Consider the following 12,699-nt stretch of genomic DNA (forward strand, 5'->3'; position numbering starts at 1 on the left):
GCTTGTGAGGCAAGTCAGTCGACAGGACTTGCAAGGGCTTCAAGACGACGAACACGCAGTTGCGGGTGTCCTGCTCATCAACCCATGAAAGCGGCTCACAGCTAGCGGATGCACCATCCCTGTCGCATCGCGGGATTGCCGAGGTGCTTGCCGTGTTTGTCCGGTGTTTTTTCAGAACAAGAACTACCGCGGCTGAGCCGAGCGCCGTGTAAAGCTCGTGCGCGTGCGGTTGGCCAGAGCCACGAGAGACAGCATGACCGGCACCTCGACCAGGACACCGACGACTGTGGCGAGTGCGGCTCCGGAGTTCAGACCGAAAAGGCTTATCGCCACCGCGACGGCAAGCTCAAAGAAGTTCGATGTTCCGATCAAGGCGCAGGGAGCCGCGATCTTGTGGGGGACACGCAGCGCCCATGCGGACGCATAGGCAAGCACGAAGATACCGTAGGACTGGATCAATATCGGCACTGCGATCATTGCGATGACCTGTGGCCGATCGAGGATCACCTTTCCTTGCAGGCCGAACAGGATCACTACCGTGGCAATCAGGCCGACGACAGACCATGGTTTGATCCTTTCGCGGAACGCATCGATGCGGGCCGCACTTCCGAGCCTCTTCCGCGTCCAGACACCGGCGGCAAGAGGCAGGGCGACAAACATGACCACGGAGAGAACGAGCGTCTCCCACGGCACCGCAATATCCGTGACGCCCAGAAGAAACGCTACGATAGGCGCGAAGGCGAAGACCATGACCAGGTCGTTAATCGAGACCTGAAAGAGCGTATAGCTTTCGTCGCCATGGGTCAGTTGCGACCAGACGAAGACCATGGCTGTGCAGGGTGCAGCGCCAAGCAGGATGAGCCCGGCGATGTATTGCTGCGCATCCTTGGGCGCGATGAAGTCCGCGAAGACGAATTCGAAAAACAGAACACCGAGCGCGGCCATCGTGAATGGCTTGACCAGCCAATTCACCGTCAACGTGATCGCCAATCCCTTCGGCTGCTTCGACACGCCTTTCAGACTGCCCGGATCGACCCCCACCATCATCGGGTAGACCATCGCCCAGATCAGGATCGCCACCACGAGATTGACGCTTGCCACCTCTGCCGCAGCAATTGCCGAGATCAGAACTGGCGCGACGCTGCCAAGGAGGATGCCGCCCGCCATGGCCAGCGCGATCCAAAGCGAAAGATATCGTTCGAAGATGCTCATGTGGCGACGAATACGGCTCCCATTGGGCGAAGTCGAGAGGCGGCTTTGACGGGCCACGCTGTGGCGAGCGCTTGGGCAGTTCGAGGGCTCCGCGCCCCCGGCCGTCTTCGGGGGAGCGCGCGCCTTAGGGGAGGGCAATGGGCCTCGGTCTCGGTCAGGCGCAGGAAATGCGTCAGGCCGCATCCCCAGCGGCGGGCGTTGCATATCTGCGGCACGAGACACAGGTCGGCCAGCCCGCCCGGTGGCGTCACCAGACCAGAAGGCCTTGCATAAGGTTTATGCGGGCTGACGCCAAAGCCGAAGACGCGCAGCGACGCCCTTGAAAACTCTTCTGCAAAGTGTGCAGCCAATCGCGGTCAGAACGGATTTCCGAGACCGCCGTGGCGGGGACGTTCGTGCTCGCCTACGGACTTGCCTACCTGCGGAAAATTGCGACCAGATCACTCGGCGGTTCAACCTGCCCGCCCAGTTCGAGATGGGCCTGGATGTGTTCGAGATGACTCGACATCAACCGTGCGGCACGGTTGCTGTCGCGGGCGCGCAGCGCATCGAGGATTTCCCCATGGTCTTCGTCCCGACAGTTCGACACCCCACCGCTGCTGAAGATCCCGATGATAAGAGAGGTTCGTGTCACCAACTCCTTCACCATCCGCAGGGCAACGCTATTGCCTGCAACATCGGCAAGATGGACGTGGAACTGTCCTGACAGGCGGATCGAATCGCGTCGCCGATTATTGCGGAGCGCCTCTGCCTCAAGCTCGAGGTGCCGCGCCAGAAGCTCAAGATGGGCAGGCGTGGCGCGTTCCGCAGCCAGGCGCGCCACGTTCGGTTCGATCATGAGGCGGGTCTCGAAAACCTCACGCGCCTGCTCGGCGGAAGGCGAGGCCACGAATGCGCCGCGGTTTGGCTGAAGGTTCACCACCTCTCGGCTCGACAAAAGCAAAAGACTTTGACGTATGCGCATGCGTCCGACGCCGAACGCTTCGCACAGCGCCGCTTCGGATAGCTTCATTCCCGGCGGCAGCCGCTGGTCGATGATGGCTTCGAAGATGCGATCGACGATCTCGTCCTCGCCTAGTTCGTCTTCCCGTGAATTATGTTCGACGGCAGTGCCGACGGTAGCCATTCCAGATGTCCGTTTCAAAACTGATCGTTTTTCAGACTACAGGGGAACAACATTGACCATCAAGTGGCGCAGTGCAGGCCATGCGAACATTTTTGTTGACAATATTGTCAGCGCATTCGTCAATGAGCTTGTCGCGGACTCCAGTGCCGCAGACCGAAAACAGGGAGCATCACAATGAAGAGACGCGTTTTCCTTGCAACGACGGGGCTGTCCATTGCGCTTGCCGTCACGGCATCCTCTGCGGCATGGGCAGAGAATGCAAAACTCAAGATCGGCTTCGTCGGGGTAACCTCAGGACCTGCGGCGGCGTGGGGCATTTCGAACCAGCGTTCCATGGAAACGCGGGCGGCCTGGCTGAATGAACTTGGTGGCGTGACGATCGGCGACACGACCTATGATGTCGAGATCGTTCCTTTCGACGACCAGAAGGACCCCAAGCGCGCCATCGCCGGAATGGAAAAGATGGCTCAGGACGGTATCCACTACGTCGTCGGCCCGAACGTCGATGACGGCGCGGCTGCGGTTCGCCCTGTGGCCGAACAGAATGGGATCATGTACTTTCCCTATGCCTTCCCCAAGGAGCTTTACACCCCGCCCGCATCGAACGCGATCCTCGGGATGGTCGCCAACTACCAATCGGGTCCGGCCATCTACAAGCACCTGATGGACAACGCCGGCGTCAAGAAGGTCGCCTTCGTGGCCGCGAACGAATCCGATCCCCTGTCGCAGCGCGACGGCGGCGTGGAAGCGGCCAAGGCTCTTGGTCTGGAAGTCGTGTCGGACAGCGTCACCTACCAGGTGGACACGACCGACTTCACCCCCGTGCTGCTTCCCGTCATCCAGTCCGCACCGGATCTTCTGGTCCTGTCGGGTGTTTCGCCGGCGAACGCACCGCAGCTGATCCGCTCGGCCCGTGAACTCGGATACACCGGTCTGATCTCGACCGAGACAGCGCAGGACGCGACGGTGCTGATGGAAGGCGCGGGCGACCTTGCAAACGGGTTCATCTCGGTCGGTGGGGCGTCAACTCCCGAACTCGCCAGCGATGCGATGCGCGAATTCGTCGATCGCTACACCAATATGTTCGGCGAGTACAACGACGAGTCGAACACCAAGGTCTACGCACTTGAATACATCCTCGAGACGCTGAAGGCGAACCCGGCCGCGATCGATGACGTGGAGGCGTTCAAGGCGACGATGGACACGTTCGAGGCGCCGAATCCGTTCATGGTGGGCGACGCGAAGTTGACCTACGTCGGGACCACATCGTTCGGTCAGAAGCGGCAGGTTTCCGTTCCGCTCGTCGTCAACGAATTCCGGGACGGCAAGTTCGAGACGCTGTTCGTCGCGCAGGTCGACTGACGACCTAAAGCCGCGTGTCAGGGGCCCGCAGCCCTTTCCTTGCTTGCGGGCTCCAGCCTTCTGTGAACGAGGATCCGATGGAACAGATACTGGCCAATGGCCTCTACCTGGGGGCACAATACGCCCTCATCGCGCTTGGACTGACGCTGATCTTTTCGCTGATGAACGTCCTGAACTTCGCCCATGGCCAGATGTATGTCTTTGGCGGCTTTGTAACCTATACGGTGGTTGCACAGTTCGGCCTTCCCTTCATCGTCGGCCTTGTCGCTTCCGCAGCGGTTCTTGCGGTTCTCGGAGGGTTGATCGAGAAATTCCTGTTCCGTCCGGTCATACGGCGATCGAAACGCGAAGAGTCCACCATGCTCCTTGCAGCGGGGATTGCCTTCTTCCTCGATGCAGTAATCCTCCTTCTGTTCGGCGAAAAGCAACGAGGCGTGCCCAAAATCGTGAATGGCGTGTTCAACTGGGACATGCGGATCATCATGCCTTACGACCGCATCCTGATCGGGATCCTGGCAATCACATTGATCGTCAGCTTCATCCTGTTCATGCAGTATTCCCGCACCGGGCGAGCGATGCGCGCGCTGGCGCAGGACCGGATGGCGGCGCAACTCATGGGCGTCGATGTCGACCGCTATTCCATGATCGGCTTCGCGCTTGGCGCAATGCTCGCCGGGCTTGTTGGCGGTCTGCTTGTGACGATCACCGGCATCAACCTGGGGATGGGCGGGCCAACCTCGGTCAAGGCCTTCCTGATGATCATGATCGGCGGTGCGGGTGTGATTTCGGGCGCCATCGCGGGCGGTTTCATTCTTGGCATGATGGAATCGGTCGGGCTGACCCTCCTGGCGGCATACGGCGACATCACCTACCTCGTGATCTTCGCGACGCTCATGGTATTCCTCGCCATCCGGCCTCAGGGCCTGATGGGAAAGCCGTGGGGGTGATCGCATGACCGTTCAATCCCCTACAACTGAATCGCAAACGACCAGGGGTGGGACCATGGCCCTTCGACTGATCGGCATAGGCGCCTTTCTTTTGGGTGTGTTCGTGCTCGTCCCCGTGTTCATCGCGGTGACCGGCCGCTGGGACTTCTACTACACGCTCACCTCGGTCGCGCTTCTGTCCGTCGGCGCTGCGGGCGTCTGGCTGACCTTCTACATCGGTCGCATCAATATCGGTCAGGGCGCATATGCGCTGGTCGGAGGCTACGTCTCCGCAATCCTGGTGATGAAGGCGGGGTTCAGCTTCTGGGTGACGCTGCCGCTGGCCGGGGTCGCCTGCGCCCTGATCTCCGTCGTTATCGGCTTGCCGATACTGCGGCTTCGGGGGGTGTACTTCGCGATGGTCACGCTCGTCTTGACCGAAGTGGCGCGCCTGACTGCCCTTGCCCTACCCGTGACGAACGGCGCCAAGGGGATCACCTCGATCCCGCTGCCGGGCGAACTGTCGATCCTGGGTCTGACAATCATCCCTGACTTCGCCGGTCTCGCCAATCCGAAGCTCGCCTTCTACCTCATGGGGGCGGCGCTGATGGCGCTGACCTACCTTGTCCTCTGGCGCATCGTGAACTCGCGCCTGGGCCATCTGTGCCGCTCGCTCCAGCAGAACGAAGAGCTGGCCGCGTCGATCGGCGTGAACACGGCCATGCTGCGCGTGCTGGCCTATTCGATCTCCTCGTTTTTCGGGGGGATTGCCGGGGCGATGTTCGTGGCGATATCCCAGTCGATCTACCCGTCGTCCTTCGTCGTCACCGACAGCGTGAACTTCATGCTCTACTGCTTCCTTGGCGGGCTGGGCTATGTCTTCGGGCCGATGCTGGGAACGCTGCTGCTCTACTTCGGGTGGGATCTGCTATCGGTCGCCAAGCAGTACCAGTTGCTGATCTATTCCGGGTCGATGATTGCGCTGATGCTGGTTCTACCGAACGGCCTGCTGAGCCTCTTCGACAAGAAGGAGAGCCGCCAATGACCGCACCCATTCTGCAGATAAAGGGGGTAACGAAGCGCTTTGGCGGACTGACCGCGAACAGCGAGATCAGCTTCGACGTGGCGCCCCGCGAAATCCTGTCGGTCATCGGGCCGAACGGCGCGGGCAAATCCACCTTGTTCAAACAGATCGCGGGCTTCATCAACCCGACCTCCGGCGAGGTGCTGTTCAAGGGCAGCCGAATCTCCGGCCTGCCGCCGCACAAGGTGGCCAGGCTGGGGGTTGTCCGTACCTTCCAGGAAACGACGATCTTCCGGTCGATGACTGTGCGCGAAAACGTCGTTGTTGCGCATCACTTGCGGTCCAAGGCATCGCTTCTGGGGTTCTTCTTCGGCAGTGGGCAGGCCCGTACGGACGAAGCGGAGTTTGCGCGCTCTGCCGATGACATCATCGACTTCCTGGGGCTTCAGTCGATCCGAAACGAAATGGCCTCGAACCTGCCGCAAGGGCACCTTCGGGCGCTTGGCATGGCGATCGGCCTTGCCACCCATCCGGAAGTGATCCTGCTGGACGAACCCTTCGCGGGCATGAACCATGACGAGACCATGCGGATGGTCGCGCTTGTCCGGCGGCTGCGCGACGAACGCGGCTTGACCGTTCTTCTGGTGGAACACGACATGCCGGCGGTCATGAAGATTTCGGACCGGATCGTTTGCATCAACTTCGGCGAGAAGATCGCGGAGGGGACTCCCTCCGAAATTCAGGCAAACCCGCGCGTCATCGAGGCCTACCTTGGTTCCGAGGACGCCGCGATCGGGATGTGAGCCATGACCCAAACCGCACCGAACCCCGCCCAGGCATCGGGCCGCAAGATGCTGAGTTTCGAGAATGTCGAGCTTTATTATGACCATGTCTATGCGCTCAAGGGCGTCTCGATCGAGCTTATGGAAGGCGAAACCGTCGCGCTGATCGGCGCGAACGGAGCGGGAAAGTCCTCGATCCTTCGAGCCATCACCGGGCTTCGCAAGATCAAGTCCGGCCAGATCACCTACCTTGGCGAACGCCTGGATGGCCGGCCCGCGGCCGACATCGTGCGCCGGGGCATTGCCATGGTGCCCGAAGGCCGCCGCGTATTTCCGCTGATGAGCGTGAAGGACAACCTGCTGATGGGCGCCTTCACGCGGACCGACAAGGCGGGTATCGAACAGACGCTTGAAAGCGTGCTGACCCGTTTCCCACGGCTGCGCGAACGGTTCAACCAGCAGGCCAGCACGCTTTCGGGCGGCGAACAGCAAATGATGGTGATCGGTCGTGCGCTGATGGCCAAGCCGCGCTTGCTGCTTCTTGACGAACCAAGTCTCGGGATCGCGCCCAAGCTTGTGCAGGACATCGCGCGCGCCATCGTCGCGATCAGCCGGGACGAGGGCGTCACCGTGCTTCTGGTCGAACAGAACAGCCGCATGGCGCTGTCCATCTCCAACCGCGCCTATGCGCTTTCGACAGGACAGGTCGTGCTGTCGGGGCAGTCGGCGGACCTCATGCACGACGAACGTATCAAGGCCGCCTATCTGGGCGGGGAGCTCTGACATGCGCCTTATGGTAATCAACCCGAACTCCACCGCCTCGATGACCGAAAAGATCGGGGCGGCCGCGCGTGCCGCCGCCAGCCCGGGGACCGAGGTCGTGGCGGTCAACCCCCTTCGCGGCCCGGTTTCCATTGAGGGCTACTATGACGAGGCGATGAGCGTTCCCGGTGTGCTTCAGCTTGTTCAGAACGCAGCGGATGCCGACGCTTTCATCATCGCCTGCTTCGACGACACGGGGCTTGACGCTGCGCGCTGTCTTACCGACCGCCCCGTCGTCGGGATCGGCGAGGCGGCCTATCACTTCGCCTCGTTGGTCGCCAACAAGTTCTCCGTCGTGACGACACTTGCGCGCTCGGTTCCCGCGCTGGAACACAACCTGATCCGATATGGTCTCGCGGCGCGCTGCGCCCGGGTGCGCTCGTCGGAGGTGGCTGTTCTCGAGCTGGAACATGCCGGTTCGGCGGCCTGTGACCGGATCAGCGAAGAGATTGGCCGCGCAGTCGCCGAGGACCGTGCCGAGGCAATCGTCCTTGGCTGTGCCGGCATGGCCGATCTGGCGGATCGGCTGTCGGATGAACACGGGTTGCCGGTTCTCGACGGCGTGTCCTGCGCAGTTCGCCTTGCAGAAGCCATGGTCGGATTGAGGCTGCGCACGTCGCGCCTGGGTGGTTATGCCCCCCCTCCACTTCAAAAGCTCGCCGCTCTTGCCTGACTTGGCTTTTGGGGCGGAGAGCCGCGCAAATGCATCGAAGCAACCCCGTCAAGATGCACAACGAAAGAGCATGCGCGGTCCAGTCGCCTTTCTCTGTTCAAGTTTAAGCTGTCAGCCATCTGCAATGCTTTTGCCATTCGCGTGCGGGACCGCAGCTTCGGCAGCGGGGCGCTGGCCGTCAAGGCGTTTTGCCCATGCGGCCCGCGCCACCGGCCTGTGGTCCTGCTTGGCGCGTGGTTGAACTGATTCCCTGGTCAGCGGCTCGCTCGAGTTCGATATTCTTTCCCTGGCCACAAAAGCGTGCAGCGCCCGCGTGGATACGGGGCGCTGCATCATTCTCGGGTCAGATGGGCCGGATCAATCCGCCGGAAGTTGCCGCACGGCGCCCTTGTCGGCAGATGTCGCGAGCAGGGCGTAGGCTTTCAGCGCCGCCGAAACCTGGCGTTTGCGCGGCGCGGCCGGCTTCCACCCTTTCGAGTCCTGTTCGGCCCGGCGCGTCGCGAGTTCCGCTTCCGTGACGCGAAGGCTGATCTTGCGGTCGGGAATGTTGATGTCGATCATGTCGCCGTCGCGCACCAGCCCGATGGTGCCGCCAGCGGCCGCTTCCGGGCTTACGTGACCGATCGACAGACCCGAGGTGCCGCCCGAGAACCGTCCGTCTGTCAGCAGCGCACAGGCCTTCCCGAGCCCCTTCGATTTCAGATAGCTCGTCGGATACAGCATCTCCTGCATGCCGGGGCCGCCCTTGGGGCCCTCGTAGCGGATCACGACGACATCGCCTTCGCTGATCTTGTTGGTCAGGATCGCGGAAACCGCGGCGTCCTGCGATTCAAAGACACGCGCCGGACCGCTGAAGACGAGGATCGATTCGTCGACGCCCGCGGTTTTCACGATGCAGCCATCCAAGGCGACGTTGCCCTTCAGAACGGCCAGGCCGCCGTCCTTCGAAAACGGGTGCTTCGCGCTGCGGATCACCCCGGTTTCGCGGTCGAGATCAAGTTCGTGATACCGCGACGCCTGGCTGAATGCGGTGGCCGAGCGCTGGTTCCCCGGAGCGGCCATGAAGAAATGGCGCACGTTGTCATGATTCGTGCGGCTGATGTCCCAGTGATCCAGCGCGGCGCCGATCGTGGCGGCATGCACGGTGGTGCAATCGCGGTTCAGAAGGCCGGCGTTGTCGAGCTGGCCCAGGATCGCCATGATCCCGCCCGCCCGGTGCACGTCTTCCATGTGCACATCCTGCTTGGCCGGCGCGACCTTGCACAGGCAGGGCACCTTGCGGCTCAGCGCATCGATGTCGTCCATGCCGAAGTCGATCCCGCCTTCGTGCGCGGCGGCAAGGATGTGCAGCACCGTATTGGTGGACCCGCCCATCGCGATGTCGAGCGCCATCGCGTTTTCAAACGCCTTCTTGTTCGCGACGTTGCGCGGCAGGACGCTTGCGTCATCCTGTTCGTAGTAGCGGCGCGTGATGTCGACGATCAGGTGTCCGGCCTCGACGAACAGGCGCTTGCGGTCGGCATGGGTGGCAAGTGTGGATCCATTGCCCGGCAGGGACAGGCCAAGCGCCTCGGTCAGGCAGTTCATCGAGTTGGCGGTGAACATGCCCGAACAGGACCCGCAGGTCGGGCAGGCGGCCTTTTCGATCGCCTCGACCTCTTCGTCGGTGTACTTTTCGTCGGCGGCGGAAACCATCGCATCCACCAGGTCCAGCGCAATCTCCTTGCCCTTGATCACGGCCTTGCCGGCCTCCATCGGCCCACCCGAGACGAAGACGGCGGGAATGTTCAAGCGCATCGCGGCCATCAGCATGCCCGGAGTGATCTTGTCGCAGTTGGAAATGCAGACCATCGCATCGGCGCAATGGGCATTGACCATGTACTCGACGCTGTCGGCGATGAGTTCGCGCGAGGGCAGGCTGTAGAGCATGCCGTCATGGCCCATCGCGATGCCGTCATCCACGGCGATGGTATTGAATTCCTTCGCGACTCCGCCCGCAGCTTCGACCTCGGCCGCGACAAGCTGGCCCAGGTCCTTCAGGTGAACGTGGCCCGGCACGAACTGGGTAAAGCTATTGACGATCGCGATGATCGGCTTGCCGAAGTCACCGTCCTTCATGCCGGTGGCGCGCCATAGGCCGCGTGCGCCCGCCATGTTGCGGCCATGGGTTGTAGTGCGGGAACGGTAGCTGGGCATGTTGAGCGACTCCATCAAGGCCATGCGTCCCGGACCGCGCCGGACTGAATTGGCCGCGACGCAGGTGCCGAAGACTGACGGACCTTAGTTACGCGGCCATTGGCGCATTTACCAGAGCGGCGTCACATGGACGATGGCAGAGTGTGATCGCCGTGATCCACCCGAACATTCTTGCCCCGAGGCCTTCCCGCCAGTAAGCCGGTAGACAGCAGGCCGCGAGGAGTGACCCGATGAACAGCCGCCGCTTCGACAAGTCAAAACTTCCCAGCCGCCATGTGACCGAGGGTCCGGCCCGCGCGCCGCACCGGTCCTATTTCTACGCGATGGGGATTTCCGAGGCAGAGATCCACCAGCCATGGGTCGGCGTGGCGACTTGCTGGAACGAGGCCGCGCCCTGCAACATCGCGCTGAACCGGCAGGCGCAGGCGGTGAAAATGGGCGTCAAGGCGGGCGGCGGCACGCCGCGCGAATTCACCACCATTACCGTCACCGACGGGATCGCGATGGGGCATGAGGGCATGCGCTCGTCTCTCGCGTCGCGTGATGCGATCGCGGACACGGTCGAGCTGACCATGCGCGGCCACTGCTACGACGCGATCGTGGGCCTTGCTGGCTGCGACAAGTCGCTGCCGGGTATGATGATGGCAATGGTCCGCCTGAACGTGCCCTCGGTCTTCATCTATGGCGGTTCGATTCTTCCGGGCAAGCTGAACGGGCGCGACGTCGTGGTGCAGGATGTGTTCGAAGCGGTCGGCAAGCACCAGGCGGGCCAAATGTCCGACGCGGAGCTTGATATTCTCGAACGCGTCGCCTGCCCCTCGGCCGGGGCCTGCGGCGGGCAGTACACCGCCAACACAATGGCCTGCGTGTCCGAGGCGATCGGCCTTGCGCTGCCGAATTCCTCCGGCGCGCCCGCACCCTATGAAAGCCGCGACCAGTACGGCGAGGCTTCGGGCGTTGCCGTCATGAACCTGATCGAACGGAACATCCGTGCCCGCGATATCGTGACGCGCAAGGCGCTGGAAAACGCGGCGCGGGTCGTCGCCTGCACCGGCGGATCGACCAACGGCGGCCTGCACCTGCCTGCGATCGCGCACGAGGCAGGGATCGACTTCGACCTGTTCGACGTCTGCGACATCTTCCGCGACACGCCGTATTTCGTGAACCTGCGTCCCGGCGGCGAATATGTCGCCAAGGACCTGTATGAGGCCGGGGGCGTTCCGGTCGTTATGCGCGAACTGCGCAAGGCGGGCCTGATCCACGAAGATTGCATCACCGCGACGGGGCGAACCATCGGCGAAGAGCTTGACCTTGTGGACCGCGCGGTGGACGGCAAGGTGATCTACCCGGTCGAGGCGCCGATCTCACCCACCGGCGGGGTCGTCGGGCTGAAGGGCAACCTGGCGCCGGACGGGGCCATCGTGAAGGTCGCCGGGATGACACCAGAGGAACAGGTCTTCAAGGGTCCCGCCCGCGTCTTCGAATGCGAGGAAGACGCGTTCGAAGCCGTGAAAGCGCGGAAGTACAAGGAGGGCGAGGTCATCGTCATCCGCAACGAAGGTCCAGCGGGCGGTCCTGGCATGCGCGAGATGCTGGCGACCACGGCCGCGCTGTCGGGTCAGGGCATGGGCAAGAAGGTGGCGCTGATCACCGACGGCCGGTTCTCAGGTGCGACCAGGGGCTTCTGCGTGGGCCACGTCGGACCGGAGGCGGCACATGGCGGGCCGATCGCGCTCGTGCGCGATGGCGACGTGATCACGCTGAACGCCAATACCGGCGAACTGTCGATCGATCTGTCGGACGACGAACTGGACAGGCGCAAGGCCGAATGGCAGGGCCCGCGCAAGACCGATTACGCGTCGGGCGCGCTGTGGAAATATGCCAAGCTTGTCGGCGGTGCACGCAAGGGGGCAGTGACGCATCCGGGGGCGCGGGCCGAAACCCATGTCTACATGGATCAGTAGCTTCCCCGGCCTGCGGCCTTTCCTGATCGGGGCGGCGGTTTTGCTGGCCGCCGCCGCGTCGGCGCAAGAGTCCGCCCCCCGCAAGGTCGCGGTGTCGGACGGTTCGGTGGTGATCTCGGGGCCGTCGGGATATTGCGTGGACAGCCGTTCCCTTCGCGACGGGCAGGACAGCGCCTTTGTCCTTTTGGGAACTTGCGCTGCGCTCAACGGAACGGGCAGGGGGCCGCGATCGCGCGCGATCCTGACCGCGACCGTGCTGCTTGGGGCGCCACCGGGTGAGAACCTGAAGGAAGAGTTCCTCAGGATGGCCGATTTCTTCGTCACCGAGGCCGGTCGCAAGGCCCTGTCGCGCAGCGGCGATGCCCGCAGCGTTCGGGTGACCAAGATCGTGGCCGCCGGGGATGTTCTCTACATCCTTGTCGAGGATCGCTCTCCCTTCGCAGGTTACCCCGTGGAACCGGAATACTGGCGCGCGATCTTTGCCCGCAAGGGCAGGATGATCAGCCTCTCGGTGCTCGGACTGGCGGATGCGCCCTTGGATCAGGGCGCGAAGCGCGGGCTGCTGAACAAGTTCGTATCCCGTGTCGAGGCGGCGAATTCCTGAGCGGGCGG

11 protein-coding genes are annotated in these 12,699 nt (G+C 62.7%); 8 read left to right on the top strand and 3 right to left on the bottom strand.

The window, feature by feature from the left end:
* Positions 1–183 precede the first annotated feature (183 nt).
* Together arsB and OEW28_RS04305 are read right to left on the bottom strand one after the other, a co-directional pair.
* Positions 184–1,212, bottom strand: coding sequence for an ACR3 family arsenite efflux transporter (gene arsB / locus OEW28_RS04300; protein WP_263733472.1), 1,029 nt, complete (start codon positions 1,210–1,212; stop codon positions 184–186).
* Positions 1,213–1,627: 415 nt separating this feature from the next.
* Complete coding sequence (locus OEW28_RS04305) at positions 1,628–2,338, bottom strand: GntR family transcriptional regulator (protein ID WP_263733473.1); 711 nt, start codon at positions 2,336–2,338, stop codon at positions 1,628–1,630.
* Positions 2,339–2,512: 174 nt separating this feature from the next.
* Between OEW28_RS04305 and OEW28_RS04310 the strand changes: the two genes are divergently transcribed.
* The 6 genes from OEW28_RS04310 (at position 2,513) to OEW28_RS04335 (ending at position 7,927) form a co-directional block, all read left to right on the top strand.
* Positions 2,513–3,700, top strand: coding sequence for an ABC transporter substrate-binding protein (locus OEW28_RS04310; RefSeq protein WP_263733474.1), 1,188 nt, complete (start codon positions 2,513–2,515; stop codon positions 3,698–3,700).
* Between the two features lie 77 nt (positions 3,701–3,777).
* Positions 3,778–4,647: a branched-chain amino acid ABC transporter permease gene (locus tag OEW28_RS04315; protein WP_263733475.1), complete on the top strand. Its 870-nt coding sequence runs from the start codon at positions 3,778–3,780 to the stop codon at positions 4,645–4,647.
* A gap of 55 nt (positions 4,648–4,702) precedes the next feature.
* Positions 4,703–5,671 carry a branched-chain amino acid ABC transporter permease gene (locus OEW28_RS04320; protein ID WP_263733476.1) on the top strand — a complete coding sequence of 323 codons (969 nt, stop codon included), beginning with the start codon at positions 4,703–4,705 and terminating at the stop codon, positions 5,669–5,671.
* Positions 5,668–6,453 carry an ABC transporter ATP-binding protein gene (locus tag OEW28_RS04325; protein WP_263733477.1) on the top strand — a complete coding sequence of 262 codons (786 nt, stop codon included), beginning with the start codon at positions 5,668–5,670 and terminating at the stop codon, positions 6,451–6,453. Before OEW28_RS04320 ends, OEW28_RS04325 begins: the two co-directional genes overlap by 4 nt.
* 3 nt (positions 6,454–6,456) lie before the next feature.
* A complete protein-coding gene (locus OEW28_RS04330) occupies positions 6,457–7,215 on the top strand; it encodes an ABC transporter ATP-binding protein (protein ID WP_459542644.1) in 759 nt (252 codons plus the stop codon).
* Between the two features lies 1 nt (position 7,216).
* Complete coding sequence (locus OEW28_RS04335; RefSeq protein WP_263733478.1) at positions 7,217–7,927, top strand: aspartate/glutamate racemase family protein; 711 nt, start codon at positions 7,217–7,219, stop codon at positions 7,925–7,927.
* Positions 7,928–8,284: 357 nt separating this feature from the next.
* On the opposite strand, the gene ilvD (OEW28_RS04340) is transcribed toward OEW28_RS04335, so the two are convergent.
* Positions 8,285–10,123 carry a dihydroxy-acid dehydratase gene (ilvD, locus tag OEW28_RS04340; RefSeq protein WP_263733479.1) on the bottom strand — a complete coding sequence of 613 codons (1,839 nt, stop codon included), beginning with the start codon at positions 10,121–10,123 and terminating at the stop codon, positions 8,285–8,287.
* 230 nt (positions 10,124–10,353) lie between these two features.
* Between ilvD (OEW28_RS04340) and ilvD (OEW28_RS04345) the strand changes: the two genes are divergently transcribed.
* Complete coding sequence (gene ilvD, locus OEW28_RS04345; protein WP_263733480.1) at positions 10,354–12,087, top strand: dihydroxy-acid dehydratase; 1,734 nt, start codon at positions 10,354–10,356, stop codon at positions 12,085–12,087.
* Positions 12,068–12,691: a cation transport ATPase gene (locus tag OEW28_RS04350; protein ID WP_263733481.1), complete on the top strand. Its 624-nt coding sequence runs from the start codon at positions 12,068–12,070 to the stop codon at positions 12,689–12,691. The genes ilvD (OEW28_RS04345) and OEW28_RS04350 overlap by 20 nt, the downstream gene beginning before the upstream one ends.
* The last annotated feature ends 8 nt before the right edge of the window (positions 12,692–12,699 follow it).

It is taken from the genome of Albidovulum marisflavi (genome assembly GCF_025751435.1).
Lineage (GTDB): Bacteria > Pseudomonadota > Alphaproteobacteria > Rhodobacterales > Rhodobacteraceae > Albidovulum > Albidovulum marisflavi.

Bases quoted from the DNA above. Each gene is read 5' to 3' on its own strand.
- OEW28_RS04305 (WP_263733473.1), bottom strand. From the start codon at position 2,338: ATGGCTACCGTCGGCACTGCCGTCGAACATAATTCACGGGAAGACGAA.
- OEW28_RS04335 (WP_263733478.1), top strand. From the start codon at position 7,217: ATGCGCCTTATGGTAATCAACCCGAACTCCACCGCCTCGATGACCGAA.
- OEW28_RS04350 (WP_263733481.1), top strand. From the start codon at position 12,068: ATGTCTACATGGATCAGTAGCTTCCCCGGCCTGCGGCCTTTCCTGATC.
- ilvD (WP_263733479.1), bottom strand. From the start codon at position 10,123: ATGCCCAGCTACCGTTCCCGCACTACAACCCATGGCCGCAACATGGCG.
- OEW28_RS04325 (WP_263733477.1), top strand. From the start codon at position 5,668: ATGACCGCACCCATTCTGCAGATAAAGGGGGTAACGAAGCGCTTTGGC.
- OEW28_RS04315 (WP_263733475.1), top strand. From the start codon at position 3,778: ATGGAACAGATACTGGCCAATGGCCTCTACCTGGGGGCACAATACGCC.
- OEW28_RS04320 (WP_263733476.1), top strand. From the start codon at position 4,703: ATGGCCCTTCGACTGATCGGCATAGGCGCCTTTCTTTTGGGTGTGTTC.
- OEW28_RS04310 (WP_263733474.1), top strand. From the start codon at position 2,513: ATGAAGAGACGCGTTTTCCTTGCAACGACGGGGCTGTCCATTGCGCTT.
- ilvD (WP_263733480.1), top strand. From the start codon at position 10,354: ATGAACAGCCGCCGCTTCGACAAGTCAAAACTTCCCAGCCGCCATGTG.
- arsB (WP_263733472.1), bottom strand. From the start codon at position 1,212: ATGAGCATCTTCGAACGATATCTTTCGCTTTGGATCGCGCTGGCCATG.
- OEW28_RS04330 (WP_459542644.1), top strand. From the start codon at position 6,457: ATGACCCAAACCGCACCGAACCCCGCCCAGGCATCGGGCCGCAAGATG.